The 22,882-nt window shown below is 75.0% G+C and carries 17 protein-coding genes, 3 tRNA genes and 1 pseudogene; 11 read left to right on the forward strand and 10 right to left on the reverse strand.

Annotation, left to right across the window (positions count from 1 at the left end):
* Nucleotides 1-39: 39 nt before the first annotated feature.
* A complete protein-coding gene (locus tag OO52_RS29150) occupies nucleotides 40-1,479 on the reverse strand; it encodes a xylulokinase (protein WP_030652361.1) in 1,440 nt (479 codons plus the stop codon).
* A 72-nt stretch (nucleotides 1,480-1,551) separates the two neighbouring features.
* On the reverse strand, nucleotides 1,552-1,857 hold the full coding sequence (locus OO52_RS29155; RefSeq protein WP_030652358.1) for a hypothetical protein: 306 nt from the start codon (nucleotides 1,855-1,857) through the stop codon (nucleotides 1,552-1,554).
* 157 nt (nucleotides 1,858-2,014) lie between these two features.
* Here OO52_RS29155 and OO52_RS29160 point away from each other — a divergent pair.
* The 3 genes from OO52_RS29160 to OO52_RS29170 all read left to right on the forward strand — a co-directional run bounded on the left by OO52_RS29160 (nucleotide 2,015) and on the right by OO52_RS29170 (nucleotide 2,415).
* A tRNA-Asn gene (locus OO52_RS29160) sits at nucleotides 2,015-2,087 on the forward strand.
* Between the two features lie 6 nt (nucleotides 2,088-2,093).
* Nucleotides 2,094-2,166: transfer RNA gene (locus OO52_RS29165), tRNA-Asn, on the forward strand.
* A gap of 175 nt (nucleotides 2,167-2,341) precedes the next feature.
* Nucleotides 2,342-2,415, forward strand: a tRNA-Ile gene (locus OO52_RS29170).
* A gap of 270 nt (nucleotides 2,416-2,685) precedes the next feature.
* Here the strand turns inward: OO52_RS29170 and OO52_RS29175 are convergent.
* On the reverse strand, nucleotides 2,686-3,108 hold the full coding sequence (locus tag OO52_RS29175; RefSeq protein ID WP_030652355.1) for a hypothetical protein: 423 nt from the start codon (nucleotides 3,106-3,108) through the stop codon (nucleotides 2,686-2,688).
* A 146-nt stretch (nucleotides 3,109-3,254) separates the two neighbouring features.
* Here OO52_RS29175 and OO52_RS29180 point away from each other — a divergent pair, with 146 nt between their 5' ends.
* The 5 genes from OO52_RS29180 to OO52_RS29195 all read left to right on the forward strand — a co-directional run bounded on the left by OO52_RS29180 (nucleotide 3,255) and on the right by OO52_RS29195 (nucleotide 7,101).
* Nucleotides 3,255-3,587 carry a hypothetical protein gene (locus OO52_RS29180; RefSeq protein WP_030652353.1) on the forward strand — a complete coding sequence of 111 codons (333 nt, stop codon included), beginning with the start codon at nucleotides 3,255-3,257 and terminating at the stop codon, nucleotides 3,585-3,587.
* Nucleotides 3,588-3,770: 183 nt separating this feature from the next.
* Nucleotides 3,771-5,162, forward strand: a complete 1,392-nt coding sequence (locus tag OO52_RS29185; RefSeq protein WP_030652351.1) for an MFS transporter — start codon at nucleotides 3,771-3,773, stop codon at nucleotides 5,160-5,162.
* Between the two features lie 21 nt (nucleotides 5,163-5,183).
* Nucleotides 5,184-5,495, forward strand: coding sequence for a hypothetical protein (locus tag OO52_RS53080; RefSeq protein ID WP_030652347.1), 312 nt, complete (start codon nucleotides 5,184-5,186; stop codon nucleotides 5,493-5,495).
* A complete protein-coding gene (locus OO52_RS53085; protein ID WP_234337774.1) occupies nucleotides 5,492-5,917 on the forward strand; it encodes a hypothetical protein in 426 nt (141 codons plus the stop codon). The genes OO52_RS53080 and OO52_RS53085 overlap by 4 nt, the downstream gene beginning before the upstream one ends.
* The gene (locus OO52_RS29195; RefSeq protein ID WP_030652344.1) at nucleotides 5,815-7,101 is read left to right on the forward strand and encodes a serine/threonine-protein kinase; all 1,287 of its coding nucleotides are present in this window, start codon (nucleotides 5,815-5,817) and stop codon (nucleotides 7,099-7,101) included. The genes OO52_RS53085 and OO52_RS29195 overlap by 103 nt, the downstream gene beginning before the upstream one ends.
* A 159-nt stretch (nucleotides 7,102-7,260) precedes the next feature.
* Here OO52_RS29195 and OO52_RS29200 read toward each other — a convergent pair whose 3' ends face one another.
* Nucleotides 7,261-8,025 carry an ANTAR domain-containing protein gene (locus tag OO52_RS29200; protein WP_030652341.1) on the reverse strand — a complete coding sequence of 255 codons (765 nt, stop codon included), beginning with the start codon at nucleotides 8,023-8,025 and terminating at the stop codon, nucleotides 7,261-7,263.
* Nucleotides 8,026-8,179: 154 nt separating this feature from the next.
* Between OO52_RS29200 and OO52_RS48020 the strand changes: the two genes are divergently transcribed.
* Together OO52_RS48020 and OO52_RS29210 are read left to right on the forward strand one after the other, a co-directional pair.
* Nucleotides 8,180-8,533: an STAS domain-containing protein gene (locus OO52_RS48020; protein WP_234339802.1), complete on the forward strand. Its 354-nt coding sequence runs from the start codon at nucleotides 8,180-8,182 to the stop codon at nucleotides 8,531-8,533.
* A complete protein-coding gene (locus OO52_RS29210; protein WP_030652336.1) occupies nucleotides 8,530-9,492 on the forward strand; it encodes an anti-sigma factor RsbA family regulatory protein in 963 nt (320 codons plus the stop codon). The genes OO52_RS48020 and OO52_RS29210 overlap by 4 nt, the downstream gene beginning before the upstream one ends.
* A gap of 42 nt (nucleotides 9,493-9,534) precedes the next feature.
* Here the strand turns inward: OO52_RS29210 and OO52_RS29215 are convergent, their stop codons facing one another.
* The 5 genes from OO52_RS29215 to OO52_RS29235 form a co-directional block, all read right to left on the reverse strand.
* Nucleotides 9,535-10,572, reverse strand: a complete 1,038-nt coding sequence (locus OO52_RS29215) for a rod shape-determining protein (protein ID WP_030652333.1) — start codon at nucleotides 10,570-10,572, stop codon at nucleotides 9,535-9,537.
* Nucleotides 10,573-10,731: 159 nt separating this feature from the next.
* A complete protein-coding gene (locus tag OO52_RS29220; protein WP_030652329.1) occupies nucleotides 10,732-14,673 on the reverse strand; it encodes an SAV_2336 N-terminal domain-related protein in 3,942 nt (1,313 codons plus the stop codon).
* Nucleotides 14,663-15,697 carry an AAA family ATPase gene (locus tag OO52_RS29225; RefSeq protein WP_030652326.1) on the reverse strand — a complete coding sequence of 345 codons (1,035 nt, stop codon included), beginning with the start codon at nucleotides 15,695-15,697 and terminating at the stop codon, nucleotides 14,663-14,665. Before OO52_RS29225 ends, OO52_RS29220 begins: the two co-directional genes overlap by 11 nt.
* A 43-nt stretch (nucleotides 15,698-15,740) precedes the next feature.
* The gene (locus OO52_RS29230; RefSeq protein ID WP_030652321.1) at nucleotides 15,741-17,513 is read right to left on the reverse strand and encodes a trypsin-like peptidase domain-containing protein; all 1,773 of its coding nucleotides are present in this window, start codon (nucleotides 17,511-17,513) and stop codon (nucleotides 15,741-15,743) included.
* Nucleotides 17,513-17,965 carry a CU044_2847 family protein gene (locus OO52_RS29235; RefSeq protein WP_030652320.1) on the reverse strand — a complete coding sequence of 151 codons (453 nt, stop codon included), beginning with the start codon at nucleotides 17,963-17,965 and terminating at the stop codon, nucleotides 17,513-17,515. The genes OO52_RS29230 and OO52_RS29235 overlap by 1 nt, the downstream gene beginning before the upstream one ends.
* Before the next feature lie 281 nt (nucleotides 17,966-18,246).
* Here OO52_RS29235 and OO52_RS29240 point away from each other — a divergent pair, with 281 nt between their 5' ends.
* Nucleotides 18,247-21,858, forward strand: a complete 3,612-nt coding sequence (locus tag OO52_RS29240; protein ID WP_030652317.1) for a S8 family serine peptidase — start codon at nucleotides 18,247-18,249, stop codon at nucleotides 21,856-21,858.
* A gap of 18 nt (nucleotides 21,859-21,876) precedes the next feature.
* Here OO52_RS29240 and OO52_RS29245 read toward each other — a convergent pair.
* Nucleotides 21,877-22,524: pseudogene (locus tag OO52_RS29245) on the reverse strand (carboxyl transferase domain-containing protein); the annotation flags it as partial.
* Between the last annotated feature and the right edge of the window lie 358 nt (nucleotides 22,525-22,882).

Here is a 22,882-nt window from a genome sequence, read left to right on the forward strand (position 1 = left end):
CACCGGCGTTACCTCAACTGGTTAATTCACCGCCGGGCTTCACGGACGGAACGCCCCCGGATGGGTCTGCTCCCGCACCGCCGTGAACTGCTGCCGTACCGCCTGCCCCACGGCCAGCTCCTCGCCGGGCTCCAGCACCTGCGCCGCCGCGCCCTGCCAGGCCGGCGGGGTGCGCGGGTCGAGTGTGCCCTGCGACACACCGAGCGCCCAGGCCGCCTGCCGGGCCGCGCCGATCGCCGTGTAGTCCGCGGGCTGCGGTACGACGACCTGCGCGCCGAACAGCGAGGGCGCCGAGGCCTGTACGGCGGGCAGCTCGGCGGCCGGGCCGAGCAGGAAGATCCGGCGCACGTCCACGCCCCGCCCGCGCAGCACGTCCAGTGCGTCGGCCAGGCCGCACAGCATGCCCTCGAACGCGGCCCGCGCCAGGTGCTCCGGCTTCATCGACTCGCGCCGCAGCCCCGCGAGGGTCCCCGCGGTGTGCGGCAGATTCGGCGTCCGCTCACCCTCCAGGTACGGCAGCAGCACCAGCCCGTGCGCGCCCGGCGTGGACTTCATCGCCAGCTCGGACAGGCTCTCCAGGTCCGGCAGGCCGAGCAGCTCGGCGGCGCCGCGCAGGGCGCGTACGGCGTTCAGGGTGGTGACGACCGGCAGGTGCATGCCGGTGGCGTCGGCGAGGGAGGTGATCATCCCGGACTGGTCGGTGAGCGCCTCGGGGTGCACCGCCATCACGGAGCCGGAGGCCCCGAGGGACACCACCGCGTCCCCCAGCCCGATCCCCAGCCCGAACGCGGCGGCCATGGTCTCCCCGGTGCCGGCGGAGATCAGCAGGCCCTCCGGGGTGGTACCGGCCGCGTCGGAGGGGCCGATCACCTCCGGCAGCATCGCCTGGTGGCCGAGGGCCAGCTCGACGAGGTCGGGCCGGTAGGCGCCGGTGGCCGCCGACCAGTACCCGGTGCCGGAGGCCCCGCCGCGATCGGTGGTCCGCCGCACGGGCCGCCCGAGGAGCTGCCACACCAGCCAGTCATGGGCCTGGAGCAGGACGGCCGTCCGCAGCGCGTTCTCGGGCTCGTTCTTCGCGAGCCAGCGCAGCTTGGTGACCGGCTGGGCCGCCTGCGGGACGCATCCGACCGCCTGCGCCCAGGCCTCCCGGCCGCCGAGCGCGTCCACGAGATCGGCCGCCGCGACCTGGGCGCGCTTGTCGCCGCCGACCATCGCGGGACGGACGGTGTTGCCCTGGGCGTCCAGCGGGACCACCGCGTTCTGCTGGGCCGACACGCCGATGGCCTGCACGCCCTCCAGCAGGCCGCCGCCGGCGGCCTCACCGAGCGAGAGCAGCCAGGCCTGCGGGTCGATGTCACTGGGCCGGCCCTCGACCGGGTGCGGGGCATACCCCTGCCGTAGTACGGCACCGGTGTCCGTGTCGCAGACCACGATGCGTGTGAAGTCCGGTGAGCTGTCCAAGCCGGCGACTATCCCCATGCGGAGAATTTTGCCGCATTCCTACGGTGGGTTCGGCCGAGGGCGCCCGGTCGCCGTGGTGGCACCCGTCTCCTACGTGTTGCTCGTGCCCCAGTCGTCCGAGGTCCTGCCGTCGGCGTTGCGGTCGCGCAGGGAGCGGACTCGCTGGGCCACCGACTCCGGGACCCGGTCGCCGACCTTGTCGCTGACCGTGTGGAAGGCCTTGCCCGCGTAGACGCGGCCCTGGTGGGCGGCAGTCTCGGCGGTGTTGCGCACCGCGGGGTTCTGCGCGATCTGGCGGGCCGACTTCTTCAGCTGCTCGTAGCGCTCGTGACCGGCCCTCGTGCCGAGTACGTAACCGAGGGCCAGTCCGGCGAGGAACGTGAGCCGGTAGCGCATGGCTGCCACCCTTCCCGTGCGTAGGTTTCTGGTACCGCGCTGGCGCCGAGGGAACCGATTGGCGGAGCACCCCCCTGCTTGCGCTAATGTATGTGTCGCAGCGAGCGCCCGCCCCCTGGCGAATACCCAGGTAGGTACGTTCGATGCAACGAGGCGATCCTCCGTAGCTCAATTGGCAGAGCAGCCGGCTGTTAACCGGCAGGTTACTGGTTCGAGTCCAGTCGGGGGAGCTTCGGTCCTCCGTAGCTCAATTGGCAGAGCAGCCGGCTGTTAACCGGCAGGTTACTGGTTCGAGTCCAGTCGGGGGAGCGCTGAACGAGGACCCCTCCGGGGTCCTTTTTCATGTCCCCGGGAACCGTCGCGGCCTGCGGCGCTGTCCTCAGGGTCGTGAGCAGCGCGGAAGCCGACCATCCGAGGCAGGAGATCGTATGAGCGGCTATGCTGCGGCAGACGGCGCGCACACTTGTACGCGACACGCCGCTATGGGGCGGTAGCTCAGCCGGTTAGAGCAGCGGACTCATAATCCGTCGGCCGTGGGTTCGAGTCCCACCCGCCCCACCGAGGCGCTTCGGCGCAGGAACGTTTTCAGCTGCGGCGCAGTATTAACCCCCTCCGGGCGGAGGGGGTTACGGCACCTCTGAAGATCCTTGGCTCGGCCGAGGCCCGGCCGAAGCGCGGACGATCAGGTCCACGGCGGTGCCGGCGGCGGGGCTCGACTTCTCGGGCAGCTTGATCGTCTGCCCGGCGTGACACCGAGCGGCCGATGGCGGACCGCTCGGTCGGCCACGGGTCCCTGCCCGCCGGGGCGGCCCCGCCAGGACCTCTGTGTCAGGCCTTGCAGAAGCCGAGTCCCCTGAGGGCTTCGTTGATCTGCTTGCCCTGTGCCTCGGTCGTGGTGACGTCCTTGTAGGTGAAGCGCTGAGACGCGGCCCAGTCGGCCTTGCCGCTGCCGCCGTTGAGGGCGGAGCACTGGTTGCGTGCGGCGTCGATGGCCTTGTCCTCGTACTTCACGATGCCCGGGTTCGCGGCGGCGAGGGCGCGGAGCAGCTCTTCGCGCTTGCCGCCGGTCGGCTCGGGCGGGATGCCGGCGGCCTTCTCGGCGGTGCCGGCATCGATGCTGGGCTCACTGCTCGCTTCCGGGGTCTTGGTCGCCTCGGGTTTCGCGTCCTCGCCGCTGTCGCTGCTGCTGCAGCCGACGAGCGAGACGGCGAGTGCCGCCATGACGGCGGCGATGGTCGTGCGGGTGCGCATGTTCCCCCCTGGTCCGGTCCGGCTGAGGGGCCATCATGCGCCAATGTCCGGCCCGTGCAACTGGAGTGCGGCCAGTTGCGAGAGTTACCAGCGTGATTAGTGTGGAAAGTGACCGAAAGTGACCTATGGATCTAAGGGGGCAGGTCATGCGTGCTAGCCACTGCAAGCGATCCGCCGTCCTCGGTACGACCCTCATCGCCGCCACCCTCGCCCTCAGCCCCGTCGGCCTCCAGCAGGCTTCGGCGGCAACGCCGAGCGGGACGCACGCCAGTGCGACGACGACGGTCGAGAGCGACAACAGCTACAGGCAGGGCTACAGGGCCGGGTTCCGTGCCGGGTGGGCCGACGCCAAAGACGACTGCAAGCGGAACAGGAACAACAACAACTTCAACAGCAACAGAAACAACGAGTCTTACGCGCGTGGTTACGCCGACGGCTACTCCGCCGGGTACTCGCGAGCCGAGGACAGGTACTGCTGAGGCACCAGCGGTGACTCGGACGGGGAGCTGAACGGCCGTCATCTCCGCCGCTACGCCGCCGTTCCCGGGGACCGGGACACCATCTCCGCCTCCACGCCAGGGACTTGCCCGGTGCTCGCCCTGAACCAGTCATCTGAGCACTGTTGACCTCGCGCTGTGCCGCCCGTAGATTTCCGTCCCGTCTTGATTATTGGTTCAGACCAGACGGGCGGCGGCACGGAGGACGGGATCTTCTCACCGCCGTACCTCGCCGCCACCCTGACGTTCGCCGTGGTGATGTTCCTGACCGGGTTCGCCGCGCTCGCCGTGGTGCCCACCCTGCCGACCGCGGCCCGGGAACTGGACGGCGTGTCCCTGTTCCCGGTCGTGGCGGGCTGCTTCGTCGCGGCCGGCCTCTTCGGCGGGGTGCTGGGCGGGCACTGGGCGGACCGGGCGGGCGCCCGGCGGCCCCTTGCGCTCGGCATGGTCCTGTCGGTGCTCACCCTGCTGGTGTCCGCGTCCAGCGTGTCCGTCTGGCAGCTCGCCGCCGGCCGGTTCGTGGACGGCCTGGCCGCCGGCATGGTCGCGGTGTCGGTGACCACCGCCATCGGCCAGGCCTACCCCGAGCGACTGCGGCCCCGGATGCTCGCCATGATGAGCGCGAGCTGGGTCATCCCGTCGCTGCTCGGGCCGCCGCTCGCCGGTGTGGTCGTCCAGTGGTGGTCCTGGCGCGCGGTGTTCTACGGCCTCGCCGCCCTGACGGCGCTGCCCGCCGTCGCCCTCGTCGTCGTACTCCGCAGACCCGCGGACGGCGACCCGGCCGACGTACCCCCCGCGACGGAGCGGGCCGCCCGCCCACCGCTGCTGGTCGCGGCCATGCTCAGCCTCGGCGCGGCGCTCGGCCAGTACGGCGTCTCCGACTGGGACCCGCGCCACCTCGCCTTCGCCGCCGCCGGCCTCGTCCTCCTCGTCGTCTTCGCGCCCCGGCTCCTGCCGCGCGGGACCTGGCGCAGCGCCCGGGGCCTGCCGACCGCGGTGCTGCTGCGCGGCCTGACCTCCGGCACGTACTTCACCATCGAGGCGCTGGTGCCGCTGATGCTGATCACCGAACGGCGGGTCGCCGCCGTCGTGGTCGGCGTCGCCTTCACCGCCTCCGCGGTGCTGTGGGCCGGCGCCTCCTGGGTGCAGGGCAAGGCGCTCCAGGACGTGGCCCGGCACCGCCTCGTCACCGTCGGCGCCCTCATCATGACCGCCTCCGCGGCCCTCGCCGTGGCCGGCTGCTCCGGCGGCCTGCCCGCGGTCACGGCCGCCGCCGCGATGCCGCTGTCCGCCATCGGCATGGGGCTGCTCGACCCCTGCGTCACCGTGCTCTCCCTGAAACACAGCGAGCCGCACCGGCAGGGCCACACCACCAGCGCCATGCAGACCAACATGAACCTCGGCCAGGTCGTCGTCCTGGCCCTGGCCTCCGGAGTCCTCAACGCCTGCCTGGCCGCCGGCGCCGGCCCGATCGACGGCTACCGCGTGGCGTTCGCGCTGCTGCTCCTGCCGACCCTGCTGGTCGCCCTGCTCGCCGTCCGCGCCCGCGGCGACTGAACTCCCCCGTGCGGCGACGAGGTGTCCGGCGGCTACCGCCGGCAGCGCGACCCCGACGCCGTCTTCTCCACCACGTTCCCCCGGGTCCGCGAAGGCCGCCACAACTACCAGGGCAGCGAGGTCGTCTTCACCCCCGCCCTGCTCGCCGAGCCGGACCTCGACACCCATGAACGCGACTGCCACAGCGCCGCCGTCGCCGAGATGGACGCCTCGCCCTCACCCGCCACGCCCAGGTCCTCTTCGACCGCAAGGACCGGTCGAGTACACCTTCAACGTCGCCTGAGCGATGAAGAGTCGACGGCCGGGAGGAGAGCCTGCTGCGCGCGGCCATGAAGGACCTCCTGCCCACGGCCGTCGCCCAGCGGGTCAAGACGCCCTACCCCTCCATCCGGGCCGAGGCCTGCAACCGGACCCTGCGCGAGCGCCTCGCCGGCCTCGTCCGTACCGGCACCGGCCCGCTCGCCCCCTTCTTCTCGCCCGACCAGAGGACGCGGGTACGGCGGGACGCCGGAACCGGGCCGTCCTGGAGACCACCCTCCAACTGGACGCGCGGCTGCGGGCGTACGACGTGGACGTCGTGCCGCGAGCCGCACCGGCCGCCGGATCCGGGCCGGGCATGGACGGGCCGGATCCGGCGGCCATACTGGACCGCATGGAACGCATCGGGGGATACCTCGTCGAGCGCCGGCTCGGCGAGGGCGGCATGGGCACGGTCTACCTCGCACGGACACGCGGCGGACGGGCCGTCGCGCTGAAGGTCGCCAAGGCCGAACTGGCCGCCGACCCGGTGTTCCGCGAGCGGTTCCGCAGCGAGGTCGAGGCGGCCCGCGCGGTCGGCGGCTTCCACACGGCGCCGGTGGTGGACGCCGACGTCGACGGCGACCCGCTGTGGCTGGCCACCGCCTACATCCCCGGACCCACCCTCGCGGCCCGGCTCGCCGCCGAGGGCACCATGGACGAGGACGGCTTGCGGTCCCTGGGCGCCGCGCTCGCCGAGGCGCTGGAGTCCATCCACTCCTGCGGCCTGGTGCACCGCGACCTCAAGCCCGGCAACATCATCATGGACGTCGACGGCCCGCGCGTCCTCGACTTCGGCATAGCCCGGGCCGCCGAGTCCACCCGCCTCACCGCGACCGGCACCGCCTTCGGCACCCCCGGCTTCCTCGCGCCCGAACAGGCCCTCGGTCACGACGTCACCGGCGCCGCCGACGTGTTCGCGCTCGGCGCCGTGCTGGTCGCGGCGGCCGGCGGCAGCGCCTGGGGGGAGGGCACGCCGATGGGGCTGATGTACCGCTCCGTGCACGAGCCGCCCGACCTGTCCGCCGTACCCGCCGGGCTGGCGGACCTGGTCTCGGCGTGCCTGGCCAAGGAGCCCGCGGACCGGCCGACGCCCGCCGAACTGCTGGACCGGCTGACGGAACCGGTACCGGACCCGGCCCGGCCGGCGACACCGCCGTACCCGCCCACGCTCACCGTCTCCCCGCGGCCGGCCGCCCCGCCCCCGGCGTTCACCCCGCCCCCGCCGCCCGCGACACCCCCGCAGGCCGCGGCGCACCCGTACCAGCACCCCGTACAGCAGCCCGTCCAGACCGCCACGCCCCCGCACCTGCCCGTGCAGCCCGCCACCCCGCCGGCCCCCTACGGCTTCGGGCCGCCCATGCCCTACGGCACCCCGGAGGCCGTGCTCGCCGACGCGCAGTCCGGCGCGGTCGTGAACGCCACCGGAGTGCTGTTCGAAGTCGCGGGCGTCACCGCGGACTTCGCCTGGAACGAGATCGCGCACGTCGGACGCCACTGGCGCGGCAACCGCCTCACCCTCACCGTGCGGCTGTGGGACGGCGAGGTGTACTCCTGCGAGCTGAACGCCCGCCGCAGGGCCCGGCTGACCGCCTGGCTGGCCCAGCTCGACCCGGTCCTCGCCCGGTACCTGACCCGCTAACAGGTCCGGGTCAACCACCGTGCCGTCCCGAAGACTTGAGCCGGTCCACGCTTGAACCGGTCAGGTCCTGGGCACGCACCTCCTACCGGCGTGCAGCCGGGCGGTGTCGGCAGGAGGAGGGCGTCATGGGCGTCATGGACCGTCGGATCCGGGTACGTGTCAGCCGGCGGCCCGCCGCGCCGCGCGGGCAGGAGATCGACCGCAGGACCCCCTCGGGGCGCGTCCTGCCGTACTGACCGCCGTACCGACCCGGTCGGCCGCGGCGGCCAGGGCCGATCGCAGCGGCTCCGGCGGGGCCGGGCCGTCCGGCGCCGCGCTCGCCGTGACCGCCGACGCCACGTGCCGCAGCTTGGTGTTGGACCGCTGGGACGCCTCCCGCAGGATCTCCCACGCCTGCTCCGGGGTGCACGCGTGCGCCGCCATCAGGATGCCCCGGGCCTGGTCGATCACCGGCCGGGAGTCCATGGCGTGCCGTAGCTGATCGATCTCCAGGCGCAGCCGGTGCAGTTGCTCGGTCTGCTCCGCGTGCTCACGGGCGACGGCCGAGGCAGTCCGGGCGGGAAGTCCCGGCGGCAGGGCGGCGCTCAGCGGGTCCACGGGGTCCAGACCCGCCAGTTCCAGCACCCGGCGCGGCTGCCCCCGCCAGCCGGTGGCCCGTACCGGCACCCGGTGCCGGCGGCCGTACTCGCTCAGCGCGTCCAGCGCCGCCAGTCCCGCCGTGTCGAGGAAGGTCACCCCGGACACGTCCAGGCCGACCCCGGCCACGCCCGCCGGCAGCGCCGCCAGCGCCCTGGTGAGGGGCCGCGTACAGCCGCGGACCAACTCGCCGCGCGCGGTCAGCAGGACCCGGTCGCCCTCTGTGCCGCCGTCGACGGCCAGGGTGTCCAGCCGCCCGGTGTGCGCTGCGCGTGCAGCCGAAATCATGTCTCTCGTCTCGCTCGGCCGTCGGTCGTTCGCAGCTCGCCTGCCCCCCGCCCGGGGACCTACACACCATCCGGGAGAGCAAGGGCGCATACTGGGCACTCATGTACCCGTGCGGCTGGGAGACGGCGTGAACGCAGCTGAACCGGCGCGGCCCCTGCCGGCCGCCGTGCCGACGCCGGCCGTGCCGACGCACGCGCCGCCGCGGCTCGACGTGTCCCCGTTGACCGGGCGGACCGGAATCCGGGCGGCGGGCGAGGTGAGCCTGCCGACGCGCGGCATCTGGGAGCGCGCGCTGGAGCGGGCCGTTCGCGAGGGCGAGGACGTGTACTACTTGGAGCTTTCCGCGCTGACATTCGTCGACGTCGCGGGCGCCGGCGCACTGGCGGACGCCGCCCGGAACCTCGGCGGGCGGCGGCGTCTGGTGCTGGACCGGCCTCCGGACGCCCTGCCACGGATACTGGACCTGCTGTGGCCCGGTCTGCCGGGGATCGAGGTGTGGACGTCATGACCGCGACCGCCGAACCCGCGGAGACCGTGGACCCGTTCGTGCATCCCGCGCTGTTCTACGCCGACGCGCGGGAGTACGTGGCCGGCACCGTGCCGTTCGTCCGGGCGGCGCTGGCCGCCGGCGAGCCGGTCGCGGTCGCCGTCCCCGGCGAGAACCTGCGGCTGATCCAGGACGAGCTGGGCGCCGACGGCGCCGCCGTACGGTTCCTGGACATGCGGGAGGCCGGCCGCAACCCCGGCCGGATCATCCCCGGTGTGCTGCGCGCCTTCGCCGACGCCCAGCCGCCCGGCCGCCGGGTCCGGATCATCGGCGAACCGATCTGGGCGGGCCGCAGCCCCGCCGAGTACCCGGCCTGCGCCCAGCACGAGGCGCTCATCAACGCGGCCTTCCGGGGCCGCGAGGTCACCATCCTGTGCCCGTACGACACCACCCGCCTGGACGAGCGGGCGCTCGCCGACGCGTACGCCACCCACCCGGTCGTCATCCCGGCCGGCTCCGGCACCGAACGGGCCAGCGCGGCCTACGACCCCGACGACGTGGTCGCCCGCTACAACGAGCCCCTGGCGCCCGCCCCCGACGCCGGCCCCGACGTGCTCCGCTGCTCCTTCGACGAGGACTCCCTGTCCGCCGTCCGGCACCTGGCCACCGACCACGGCGCGCGGCTGGGCCTGACCGGCCTGGGCCTGGAGAACCTGGCGCTGATCACCGCCGAGCTGACCACGAACAGCGTCATCCACGGCGGCGGCACCGGCGTCCTCACGGTGTGGCCCGAGGGCGGACACGTGCTGTGCGAGGTCCGCGACAAGGGCCGCCTCGCCGACCCGCTGGCCGGCCGCCGCCCCGCCTCCCGTGACCAGCAGGGCGGACGCGGCCTGCTGCTGGTCAACCTGGTGGCCGACCTGGTGCGGACGCACAGTGGGGCGGAGGGCACGACCGTTCGGTGCTACCTGGGGCGCTGATGCGCGGGCGCCGCGCCCCTTAGGGGCACTGCCGTCCCCGGCTCAGGCTGCCAACGGGTTCAGGACCAGCGGTTCGATCCGGCCCTCCAGCATGGCGCCCAGGCCCTGCGCCGCGCACACGTCGGGCCGCTCCGCGATGTGCACCGGCATCCCGGTGGCCTTCCGCAGCATCTGGTCGAACCCGGGCAGCAGCGCCGAGCCGCCGACCATCATGATCCCGCGGTCGGCGAGGTCGGCCACCAGGTCCGGCGGGCACTCGCGCAGCACCTTGCCGATGGCGTCCAGGACGGCCGTCAGCGGGGTCTGGATCGCGTCCCGCACGGCGGCGGTGTCCACCCGCACGCTGCGCGGCAGCCCCGTCGCCACGTCCCGGCCGTGGATCTCGGTGGACGCGGGGCCGTGCGGGGTCAGCCCGTTGCCGGACAGGGCCAGTTGCAGCGGCCGTACCGCCTGACTGGGCAGCATCAGCGCGTGCGCGTGCCGCAGATGCTGCACGATCGCGTGGTCCACGGCCTCGCCGCCCACCGGGATCCGCTCGGCGGTGACGATGGAGCCCAGCGAGAGCACCGCGACCTGGGTCGCCGCCGCCCCGCACACCATGACCATGGTGGCCTCGGGCCGCTCCACCGGCAGCCCGCACCCCACGGCCGCGGCGATCAGCGTGTCGACCAGCTCCACCCGCCTGGCCCCCAGCCCGACCAGCGTCTCGATCGTCGCGCGCTGGGCGAGCGGATCCGCGTCGTGCGGGGCACAGGCCGCCGCCCGCAGCCGGGGCTTGCGGCGCAGCGCCCGGCGCATCTTGTCGCCGAGCAGGTGCCGCAGCATCCGCTGGGCCATCTCGATGTCCACCACCGTGCCTCCGGCGATGGGCCGTACGACCCGGATGTAGTCCGGGGTGCGCCCCGTCATCTTCTCCGCGAACTCGCCCACGGCGATCAGCGCGCCGGTACGGGTGTTCACGGCGGCGACCGAGGGCTGGTCCACGACCAGACCGGAGCCCTTCACGTACACCCGGGTGCGGGCCGCCCCCAGGTCGACGGCGAAGTGACAGCGGCGCAGGTGCTCCAGGCTGACGGTCACGGCGGATCCTCCCGAGTGCGCAGGCCTTGAGGTGCCCCGCCTGTCCGGCGGGCTCACTGGCATCCTGCGCGGGTCCGGGAGCGGGCGCCTTTCCTGGGCGGCCGGGCGGGGTGCCGCTGAACGGGCGTATTTTCCGGCCGTCCCGGAGTGTCGGCGGGGTCAGCGGGCGCGGATGGCCTCCACCAGCGGTTCGAGGGAGGACACCGTGACCTCGCTGCCGCCCTCGCGCAACCCGCGCCGGCCGGCGGCGGTGGGCGCGTAGCCGACGAAGCGGAGGCCGAGCTGCTGGGCGGCGGTGAGTTCGGCGACCGAGGAGCTGATCAGCAGGCTCGAACGGGCCGGTGTGCCGACGGCGGTCAGGGCGCGCAGCAGACAGTCGGGGTGGGGCGTCAGCAGGCTGAGGTCGGCGCGGCGGCCGTGGACGCCCGCGAGGGGCAGCCGGTAGGGCTCCAGGCAGCGGTGGACGGCCTGGGTGCCCACGTCCGTCACCACGCTGACCCGGCGGCCGGAGCGGTGCAGGGCGCGGACGAGCGCGAGGGAGCGGTGCGTCGTGGGCGCGTCCGGTACGGCCCGCAGCTCCAGCTCGTCGAGTCGCGCGCGCAGTAGCGGGCCGAGCCGGTCGTGGGCGAAGGCGCGCAGCAGGTCCAGCGGGTGCGTGAACGCCTCCCGGCCGGGGACGCCCGCGACGGGCAGCGGCCGGCCCGTCAGCGCGTCCTGCGGATCGCGGTGGTCGGCGACGACGGACAGCAGGTCGAGCACGGCCTCCCGGGCCGTCTGCGCCGGGAACAGCCGGGCGAGGGGCCCGTCGAAGCCGACCAGCACGGTCTCGGCGTCGGCGAGGAGCGCCGCCAGCCGCCGACGGGACGGGACCGGAGGCTCCGCCTCCGGCGCGGGCGCCCACTCGGGGACCAGTTGCACGGTGTACGACACCGCCAGTCCCGGCACCGGCCAGTCGTCCACCCCGGCGTTCACCGCCCGCTGGGCCGCGCCCGCCCGGCGCGGCGGATAGCGGCGCGTGACGGGGGCCGCCGCGCCGCGCAGATGCTCCAGCAGGAGCCCGGAGACACCGGTGGCCTCGGCGCGGACGAACGCCACCGGATCCTCGACCCGCCAGGACAGCTTCACCGCGGCGGTGAACGCGCCCTTGCCGGAACTCGGCAGGGACACGATCTTCCGGGTCTCGTGCGGGGTGAGGTCGACCGCGTAGTACGTCTCCGGACGGGGCGGCCGCGTGCCGTACGGGTGGATCGGGTCGAGCAGCGTCAGCGGGCCGTCGGGCCGCGTGTGGACGACGGCCGTGCGCCCCGGCGTGGGGACGCCCAGCTCGCGCAGGTCGTGCGTGATGAACGGGCCCCGCACCAGATCCCGCTCCCCGGGCTCGGCGGACCCCGGCCCGAGCGGGCAGTACCAGGCGGCCGGCGGGCTGTCCGGGGCGCTGTCGCGGAACAGCGGGCGGAACCGCTGCGAGCGGCGGGCGGCGGAGCTGGCGGCGAAGTCGTCGTACAGGGCGGGCGGTACGACGACCATCACGTCCGCGGCTTCCTCCGGTGGCCCGACGGGCGGCCGGCCGAACGTCACCCGCAGCCGCGGCGGATCGGTCAGCCGGGCGAGCGCCTGGGGGAGTTCGCGCAGCACGGCGACGAGGACGGGCAGGAGGTAGGCGCCGGGCGCGGTGCGCACCAGGTAGCCGTCCGGGCGGACCTCCGCCTCGTACTGCCGGGGGCCGAGGGAGCCGCGCGCCAGGATCTCGTGCACGGTGGCTTCGAGCGTGATGCGGGCTTCCGGGCGGCCGGTGAGCCCGTCGGCCGCGAAGCGGATCTCGGCCCGGTCGGCAGCCGCGCCGGCGGGATCGCCCCGCCGCCCCCGCCCCAGCCGCGCAAGCCGCTCGGCGCCGCGCCGCTGGGCCTCCGGGCTGTCGGAGAGGAGCGCCGTGACCGCCGGGGTCAGTTCCGTCCCGAGCGCGTCGGAGTCGTCGGGGTGCAGGGCGCGCGCGATGCCGCCGAGCGCCTGGAGCGCCTTCTCCCGGCTCCCGTGGACCACCGGCGCGGAGTCCAGACAGGTCAGGACCGGTCCGTCCGGGGTGAGCACGACGGCGTGCGTGTTCAGCACACCGCGCGGCCCGTCCTGCGCGTGCAGGGCGAGGACCGCCTCGGCCAGCGGCGGGAGCAGCGCGACGACCTCGTCGGCGGGCAGGCCGCCCGGAGTGTCCAGGAGGCGCCGGCGCAGGGTGGGGCCGGCGACGAACTCACGGACCAGGTAGGGAGATCCGTCGGCGACGCCGTGGTCGCGGACCGGTGCGATCCCCGGGTGGCGCACCTCGGCGAGGCGGCGGCACAGGTCCCGGAAGGCGGCGGGGGACCGTCCCCGCGGATACCGGCGCAGCACGACGAGCGTGTCACCGGCGCGCGTGTCCTGGGCGAACCAGCCCGTGCCGCCCGTGCCCTCGGCCTGCCGCAGCAGCCGGTACCGCCCCGCGAACAGCTCCTCGGTGCCGTCCGCCGACAGCCGCCGGACGCTGTCCTCGCTGACCGTGGCGAACGGATCGCCCTCCGCGGCGGTTCCCGCGCCCCGCGCGGCCGGGACCGACGCCCGGAACTCGCCCGGCGCCCGGCCCGCCCTGCGGTCGATGACCTCGCCCATGCGGTCGAGGAGTTCGGTGGTGCGGTGGCGGTCGGTGCGGGGCAGGCCGAGCAGCAGCAGCTCGCGTACGCCGTCCCGGAAGGCGTAGGTACCGGGCGGGCCGTCCGGGGCGGTGGTGAGCATCCCGCTGAGAATCACCTCGGCCAGGTGCTGAGGGCGCGGATCGGGTTCGACGGCGGCCTGGACCAGGCGCATCACCGGCAGGTCGGGGCGGCCCACCGCGAGATGGCCGGCCAGCCGGAACGCCTCCGGCGAGGCGGTCGCCCGGAACCGCAGGACCAGCTCCTCGGCGGACAGCAGCCCGACGTCCGTACGGTCCTCGGCGTCCGCCGGCAGCGGGCGCCCCAACCAGGCGACCGCACCGGGGAATTCCCCGCCGCCCGGGGTGGCGAGCAGCCCGGCCCAGTGTGCGAGCCACCGCGGCTCCGGCTCCAGCACGGGAAGCGGGACCGCGCCGCCGGTCACGGCGGACTCGGGCCGCTCGTAGGGGGTGAACGCGAGCGTCGCCGCGGGGGCGGCGGGGTGCGGGGCCGACAGGGTGCCCGGGGTGGTGGGCAGGGCGGTGTTCCGCCACAGGTGCTCCGGGAGCGGCTGCACGACGGCCAGGGGCATCCGGCGCGCCCAGCGGTGCAGGGTGGCGAACCAGCGGGTGCCGGCCGGGCCCTCCCGCCACTGCGGGCCCATGCAGTCGCTGATCAGGAGGGTGACGGTACGGCCGTCGGCGGGGGCGTGCGGGTCGGGGCCGCGTACGGTGCCGTCGGCGGCGGCGCGGTGGAGGGCGACCGTGCGGAAGGCGCCCGACTGGGCCAGGACGGTGTGCAGTTCGCGGATCAGGGGCCGCCAGACCGGCATGGTGGGGCCCACGTCGTACACCAGGTTCAGGCGCAGCCAGCGCTCCCGTGCGGGGCGCAGCACCGGCAGCCACCACGCGGGGTCGGCGCCGAGGCGGGCGATGCGGTCGGCGGTCGCCGGCTCGTCCAGCTCCAGGCCCACGGGTGCGTCGATCCGGCGTTCCAGCGGACGCAGCGCGCGTTGCAGCGCGAGCGGGTGGCGCAGCATCGGGGGCGCCGGGGCCAGGAGCGGGGTGTGGGACCGGTCCGCCACCGGGGCGGGACGGCGGGCGGGCAGGTGCAGGGGGACGCGGGAGGGCGGCTGCGGGTGCGGGACGGGCTCGGTCCCGGGGGCGGGCTCGGGGTCCCGTGCCGTCTCCCGGGACGGTGGCGGCGGGGGTTCCTGCCGCTTCGGCGCCGCTGGTCCGGTGGAGTCGGCGGGGCCAGGGCCGGCCGGGGTGTGGCCGTCGTCCGCGCCGGGGGTCATCTGCCGGGCGAGCCACAGCACTTCGGCCAGTTCCACCGGGGTCGGGCGCACCCCGTGGGCCGCCTCGGCCAGGACGTCGGCCAGGCGGACGAAGGGGTCCGGGGAACGGGGGCGCTCGAAGGCCCCGGAGGACTCAGAAGACATCGGACCGCGCGGTCTGCCCCAGGTACGGCATCAACTGCTCGGCCAGCCGGTCCAGGGAGTCGGCGTCCAGGTCGGCGGAGCGGGCCAGGTAGATCGCGTTGAGGAGCTGGTCCGTGGCCAGGTCGCCGACGCCCGCCCGGGACAGGAACCGGTCGATCAGGGTGCGCGCGTGGGCGTCGGGTTCGCCCAGGTGGGCGCGGACGATCTCGGCGAGCTGCCGGTCGTCGGGCTGCCGCAGGTGCAGGGTGACGCAGCGGCGCAGGAAGGCCGGCGGGAACTCGCGCTCGCCGTTGCTGGTGAGGACGACGAAGGGGAAGGCCCGGCAGCGGACCCGCCCGTGGGCCACCGGGACCCGCTCGTCGGTGCCGTCGGCCAGCACCTCGGCGACACCGTCCGGCGCGAGCCGCGCGGCACGCACCAGCTCGGGGATCTCGTACTGGCCCTCCTCCAGCACGTTCAGCAGGTCGTTGGGCAGGTCCAGGTCGCTCTTGTCGATCTCGTCGATGAGCAGTGCGCGGGGCCGGGCGTACGGCAGGAGGGCGGTACCGAGCGGGCCCAGGCGCAGATGGTGCTCGATGCCCGACCGGTCGTCCGCGCCCTCGGCCCCGTCCCGCCGGGCGGCCTCCTGCCGGGCCGCGTACAGCCGCGAGAGCGGGTCGTACTGGTAGAGGCCGTCGTGGAGGGTGCTGCGGCTGGTGACGTTCCAGCGCAGCACCGGGCCGAGCCGCAGCTCCCGGGCGACCGCGTACACGAGCGAGGACTTGCCGGTGCCGGGCGGGCCGGTGACCAGCAGCGGGCGGCGCAGGTACAGGGCCGCGTTGACGAGCTGGACCGTCTCCGGCGTGGCCTGGTACGTCTCGGCGCGGTGCGTGCGGTCGGGGGAGACGGCGGCGGCGTCGCCGGACGGGTCCGGCGCCGGGAGCAGCGGCCCGCCGTCGAAGTTCCGCCAGGGCGGCGGCGGTGGCAGCCGGGTGATGCCGTCGTGCGGCTCGTTCGTACCGGTGTAGACGGGCCACAGGGGCATGGGCTCTTCTTCTCCGTGGGGGGCGGTTCGGTCGTGCGGTGGGTCAGGCGACGGGCGAGTGCAGGCTCGCGGTGGTCTCGGGGAAGCAGCGCGGGTCGTCCCAGAGGAGCTGGAGGTCTCTCGCCCAGTGCAGGTCGGGCTCGTCGGCGGCGTCCGCGGTCAGCCGCAACGACAGGACGTGGCGCGGGAGTTCGGCGGGCGGCACACCGGCGACCGAGGCGGCGAGCTGGTCGAGGAACGCGGTGCCGGGGCAGGGCGGGTCCTCGGGGCCGGTGCCGGGGCGGGGGGAACCCCCGGACTCGGCGCTCGGGCAGGGCGGGTCCTCGTGTGCGGTGCAGGGGGAGCCGGTGCGCGGCCACAGCAGGATCGGGACGGGCACGGTGAGACCGACCTCGAAGTGCTCCCGTGCCGTCGTGGGCTGGGCCGCGTAGCCCGCCAGCCCGGCGTCGCCGTCCCAGAGCCGTTTGCGCAGGCTCGGCGGCCGCTCCCGGGTGCCGCACTCGACCCGGTGCACCTCCACCCCGCCGCCGGAGTCCAGCTTCTGCCACTTCTTGCGCAGCTGGTGGCGCAGCCGGCCGCTGTGGTGGCGCGCCCGGTCGGTCACCACGAGGGGATAGGCGCAGCCGAGCGGCGTGCTGTCGTCCGCGCCGCACTCCCACTGCGCCACCGCCTCGTTGAGCCACTCACGGGGCAGGACGAACGTCACCAGCTCGTCGGCGTCCGGGGCGAGGTGGGCCACGGCTTCGTCGATGCGGCTCTGGACGTAGGCCCGCACCCCGGTGCGCGGCAGCCGGCGGGCGCCCACCGGCCGGCGCCGGCCGTCGCGGTACGCGGACACCTCCACGGTCACCTGGTCGGGACCGGCACCGCTGTGATCGATCTCCACGACGACCGGGGACCAGGCGGGAGCCGCCGACGCGGCGGCGGGGGCCGGGGCGTCCGGGGCCGCCGTGTCCGGTAACGTCGGCTCCCCGTCCAGCAGTTCCAGGAGCCGGTCGGCGAACCGGGTCATCGCCTGCGGATCGGGGACCTCCCACTGCACATAGGCGGCGGCGGCCCACAGGGAGGGGAAGCCGCCCGGGGGCAGGGGCGGCCCGAAGGCGCCCACCGCGTCCACGTACAGCCGGTTCGGATCGCCCACCCCGCCGCCGGCGGCCACGGCCCGGCGCAGCAGGGCGTACAGCCGCCGGCGGGCGTCGTCCCGGTGGCCCGGGGTGGGCACCAGTTCGCCCAGCTCGGGCCAGTACCGGGCCAGCACGTCCAGCGGCAGCATCCGGCCCTTGCGCACGTCCGGCGACGACCCCACGGCCGCGGTGACCATGCCCGCGACCCTGCCGTCCGGGAGCGCCGCCGCCGCCCCGCTGAACCCGTCCACGAGCGGCTGCCCGTGCCCCTGCCACGCCACCAGTTCCAGCCACTCCCCGGCGATCAACTGCCCGGACACGGCCTGGCATTCGGCGAGCGTGCCCTCGTCGTAGCCCTGGGGGAAGCCGTACGCGACCAGGCGGGGGTACGGCTCGGTGTACGCGGCGTCGGGCGGGGCGAAACCCGCCGGGGCGAGCGGGACGTCACGGTCCAGTTCGAGCACGGCGACATCGCCGGGGTCGGTGACCTCGCCCGCCCAGCCGCCGTGGGCGACGACCGAGGCGGACAGCTCGCCCAGCTCCCTGGCGTGCGGGAAGGTGACGGTCACCGCTGCCCGGTCGCTCCGCCCGACGACGTGGGCGCAGGTGAGCAGCCGGCGGCCGGTGACCAGGAATCCGGCACCCACCTCGTCGCCACAGGCGATCCGGGCCTGCCAGGCAGCGCTGCGCATCACCGGTCGGCGGACTCCGGTCCGGGCACGGTCCGGTCGGGCGCGGCCTGGCCGGGCAGGGTCGGCGGTGACGCGTGCTGTCCGGACGCGGCCCGCGCCGGCGGGTTCTGCGCCGGGGCGGCCGGTTCCGGCGCCTGCCCCGGGGACCAGCTCAGCTTGACGACCAGGTGGCCCTCCGCCGATCCCTTCGCGATCACGGCACCGGCCTCCGCGGACAGCCGCACGCCGAACTCGATCTCCACCGTGTCCGGGCGCAGGCTGCCGTCCCGGAAGACCCGCAGCGCGGACGCCGCGGCCGCCCGTACGCCGTCGAGCGCTCCCTCGAAGGTGCGCGCGGCCTGCGCCGGCCCGTCGCCGCGCGAGACGAGGCGGGCTCCCGACCGGGTGCTGCCGGCACCCTCCACCATGACGAGCGCGCCGTCCTCGGTCCTGAACTCCACCAATTCGTCCACGGTGACGCTCGCTCCCCCGTCGTACCTGACCAGTGACCACGGTCCATGTTACGGACGGTGCTGCGGGTGTCACACATCCGGCGGTGAGGGGCGGGACCTGTTCCGAGGTTGGCGAAAACCCGCCAGGGCGCCTTTCCGTCAGTTCCGGTCAACTCCCGTACGGGATACGACACATCACACTCGTCCCAGCACTCGACGCACTCGGCACACACGACTCGGCACACCCGACTCGACGACACGACTCGCTGCACACGACTCGCTACACACGAGAAGAGGCGTGGATGAGCACAGGACCAGTCAGACGCGGGGCCGCCCTGCTCGCTGCGGGGCTGGTGAGCGCCCTGCTCCCGGCCGGCCCGGCGGTCGCGGCACCGCACCCCCAGGGCCCCGGCGCGAGCGGCACCACCACCGTCACCCTCGTCACCGGCGACGAGGTGACCGTCACCGACCTCGGGCACGGCAGACAGACGGTCACCGTACGGCGGCCCGTGGGCGCCACCGGTGCCGTACGGACGCAGCGCGGCGACGGCCACCTCACCGTCGTACCGGACGAGGCGCTGCCGTACCTGCGGGCCGGCAGCCTGGACCGGAGGCTGTTCGACGTCAGCGGGCTGATCCGGCAGGGGCTCACCGACGCCGAGACCGACGCCCTGCCACTGATCGTCACCTACGACAGGAGCGCGCGGACCACGACCCCGGGCGGTGCCGAGCGGACCCGCGCGCTGCCCAGTCTGCGCGGGGCCGCCGTGGAGGCCGGCAAGGGGCGTGCCTTCTGGCGGTCGTTCACCCGGACGCCCGGCATCGACAAGGTGTGGCTCGACGGGCGGGTGCGGGCCGAACTCGCCGAGAGCAACGCCCAGATCGGCACCGCGGCGGGCTGGGACGCGGGGCTGACCGGCAAGGGCGTCACCGTGGCCGTCCTGGACTCCGGCGCCGACCTCGGCCATCCCGACCTCGCGGGCCGGGTGAGCACCGCCAAGAGCTTCATCGACGGGCAGGAGGTCGCCGACCGCAACGGCCACGGCACCCACGTCACCTCCACCGTCGGCGGCAGCGGCGCGGCCTCCGACGGCAAGGAGAAGGGCGTGGCGCCGGGCGCGGACCTCGCCGTCGGCAAGGTGCTCAGCGACCAGGGCTCGGGCAGCGAGTCCCAGATCATCGCCGGGATGGAGTGGGCGGCACGGGACGTGCACGCCCGGATCGTCTCCATGAGCCTGGGCTCCACGGAGCCGAGCGACGGCACCGATCCCATGGCGCAGGCGGTGAACACCCTCTCGAAGGAGACCGGCGCGCTGTTCGTCGTCGCCGCCGGCAACACCGGTGCCCCCTCCTCCGTCGGCTCACCGGGCGCCGCCGACGCCGCACTCACCGTCGGCGCGGTCGACTCCGCCGACCAGGCCGCCTGGTTCACCTCCGCCGGACCCCGGTACGGCGACAACGCCCTCAAGCCCGACCTCGCCGCCCCCGGCGTGGACATCCTCGCCGCCCGCTCCGGTCTCGTCGGCGGCTCCGGCCCCTACACCTCCATGAGCGGTACGTCCATGGCGACCCCGCAGGTCGCGGGCGTCGCGGCGCTGCTCGCCGAACAGCATCCCGACTGGACCGGCGCGCGGCTGAAGGACGCCCTGATGTCCAGCTCGAAGCAGCTCGACGCCTCCGCCTACACGCTGGGCGCGGGCCGGGTGAGCGTGCCGGACGCGGTGCGCGCCACGGTCACCGCCACCGGCAGCGCCGACCTCGGCTTCCACCGCTGGCCCTACGACGCGGACGAGCCGGTCACCCGGACCGTCACCTACACCAACTCCTCCGACGCCCCGGTCGAGTTGCGGCTGTCGGTGCGCGGCGCCCCGGACGGCGTCGCCACCCTCGCCGACGACACCCTCACCGTGCCCGCCCACGGCACGGCCTCCACCACGGTCACCGGCGACGGGTCCAAGGCACCGGTCGGCGAGACCAGCGGCCGGATCGTGGCCACCGACCCGGCCGGCGACACGGTCGCGCACACCGTGTTCGGGCTGGTCAAGGAGGAGGAGCGGTACACGCTCACCGTCCACGTCAAGGACCGCTCGGGCGCGCCCGCCGCCGCCGACCTCACCGTGCAGCGGCTCGCCGAGGGCGCGGACGCCGAGCCCGCCCACGTCGGCGACTCGGGCACGCTCCGGCTGCGCCTGAAGCCCGGCACCTACTCCCTCGCCACCTTCCTCGACGTGCCCGGCAGCCACGGCGCCGACTCCCTCGGCCTCGGCTTCCTCACCGCCCCCGAGATCACCCTCGACCGGGACCGCGACATCACCCTGGACGGCCGCACGCTGCGGGAGATCCGGGCGGACGTGGACCGGCGCACCGAGACCCACCAGCTCGTCATGGAGTACGACCGGAAGGCGAACGGCGCCGACCTGTTCGGCGCGGTCCAGGTGCCCCTCACCTACGACAGCGTCTTCGCGGCGCCCACGCCCGAGGTCACGCGGGGCACCTTCGAGTACCGGACCGTATGGCGGCTGGCCAAGCCACAACTGGAGGTCAAGGGCGTCGGCGAGGCCACCGTCCAGCCGGGCGGCACCCTCGTCCCGGGCCGCACGAGACTGCCCCTGGTGGACGTCGGCGACGGACCCGTCACCGGGGTGTCCGGCAAGGCCGTGCTCGCCCGTCTCGTCCCCGGCGCCGACCCGGCCGCGCTCGCGCGGGACGCGCAGGACGCGGGCGCCGAGGCCCTGTTCGTCACGGACGACGCCCCCGGCCGGCTGACGGCCTGGTGGGGCACCGACGACAACGCCGACCGGCCCCTGCTGATCGCCACCGTGAACCAGGCGGACGCGGCACGCCTCAGGGCGGCGGGCCGGGCCGACATGACGGGCACCGCCGACTCGCCGTACGTGTACGACCTCTCCGAGGGCCACCGGGGAGCCATCCCGGACCGGGACCTCACGTACGCGCCCGGCGCCCGCGAACTGGCCGCCGTGCGCGTCACGTTCCACGCGGCACGGCCGCAGAGCGGCGGCGAGTTCCGGTACTCGATCACCGGCACCTTCCCGATCGGCCTCGGCTTCCAGGAGCGCGTCACCCTGCCCGCCGAGCGCACGGACTACGTCTCCACCGGTCCCGGCCAGCTGTGGCACGAGTCCGTCACCGCCGCCGACGGCGCGCTGGAGGAGCGCGGCGGGCTCGTCCGCTACGACGGCGGGACCCGGCCGGCGCTGCACTGGTTCCGGCCGGTGTGGCACCCGTGGATGGGCACCGGACTCGGCTGGGGCCAGCAGCGGGCCGGGAACCAGATCCAGCTGAACGTGCCCGGCTGGGGCGACTCCGGACCCGACCACACCGGCTTCGGCGACGTGTGGAGCGAGGACAGCGGGATGCGGCAGACCACCTCCGTCCGGCTCGACGGCACCCTCGTCGACCAGAACACCGGTTCCGCCGCCTACGTCAGGGACGCGCCCGCCGAGGAGCACACCTACCAGGTCGTCACCGACACCGCCCTCGACGCCGGCCGGTGGCCGCTCGCCACCCGGGGCCACTCCGAGTGGACCTTCCGCTCGGCGGCCACCCCCGAGGACCACTGGACGTACCTGCCGCTGATCAACCTCGCCTACGACCTCGACACCGACCTCGCCGGAGCCGTGCGCGGCGGGCAGCGGGTCCCCGTCGGGCTCGGCGCCTCCTACGTGGCGCGGGCCTCGGGCACCGGAAGGCTCGGCGGCGGCCGGCTGGAGGTGTCGTACGACGACGGCACCACCTGGCGGAAGGTCCCCCTGCGCACCGGCCGGGACGCCTCCTGGCACGGCACGCTGACCGTGCCGCACGGCGCGTCGTCCGTCTCGCTGCGGGCCTCGGCCCGGGACGACAAGGGCGGATCGGTGACACAGGAGATCATCCGGGCGGTGGCGGTCCGGTAGCGCCGCGGCCGAGGGCGTTCAGACGACGCCCCGGATCACGCCCAGCTCCGCCAGGTCCTGTGGACGGATGCGGAGCTGGTCCGCGGTCGACCGGACCTCCTCCGGCGGGCGTTTCAGGATGGCGGCCGCCAGCTCCGGGGCGATCACCGAGAAGTAACTGTCCGGCGTGGCCCAGGTGTTGCCGGGCGCGGCCAGCGCGAGCGCGCCGCCCGAACCGCCCTCGCCGATGACGAGGGTGGTGACCGGCACCCGGGCGGCGGCCACCGCGCCGAACACCTCGGCGACGGCCGCGCCGACGCCCTGCCGCTCCGCCTCCGCGTCGTTCGCGGCACCCGGGGTGTCCACCAGCGTCAGCACGGGGATGCCGAGCCGGTCCGCCAGCCGGATCAGCCGGGCGGCGGTGCGGTACCCGGCGGGGCGGGTCGCCGTGCCGGTCTGCGCCGCGTAGGCCACGGTACGGCCGTCCCGCTCACCGAACCCGCACAGCATCCCGTCGGGATCGGTACCGCCGCACCGGTCACCGCTGATCGGCAGCCGGTCGTCGAAGTAGGCGTCCAGGTAGGCGTGCGCCCGTGGCCGTTCGGCCGCCCGGGCCCGTTCGACCGCCTCCCACCCGCTCCCGGGCAGCCCGCCCCGCCAGAGCGCACCCGGCACGGGTGCGGGCGCGTTGCCTCCGGCGGGTTCTGGGGTGGGGGTGGGCGGGTTGCCCCTGGCGGACCCTGGGGCGGAGGTGGGCGCGGGCCACTGGGTGGGCGCAAGGGTGGGCACGGGTGGAGCCGGGTCCGTCCCCTGGACGGGCTCTGGGGTGGAGGTGGGCGCGGTCTTCCGGGCGGACGGTGGGGCGGGTTCCGGCGGGGCGGGTTCGGTCCCCTGGGCGGACCCTGGGGTGGAGGTGGGCTCGGGCCACTGGGTGGGCGCAAGGGTGGGCCCGGGTGGTGCCGGGTCCGTCCCCTGGACGGGCTCTGGGGTGGGGGTGGGCGCGGTCTTCCGGGCGGACGGTGGGGCGGGGTCCGGCGGGGGGGGG

It is taken from the genome of Streptomyces flaveolus (assembly GCF_000716535.1).
Lineage (GTDB): Bacteria > Actinomycetota > Actinomycetes > Streptomycetales > Streptomycetaceae > Streptomyces > Streptomyces flaveolus_A.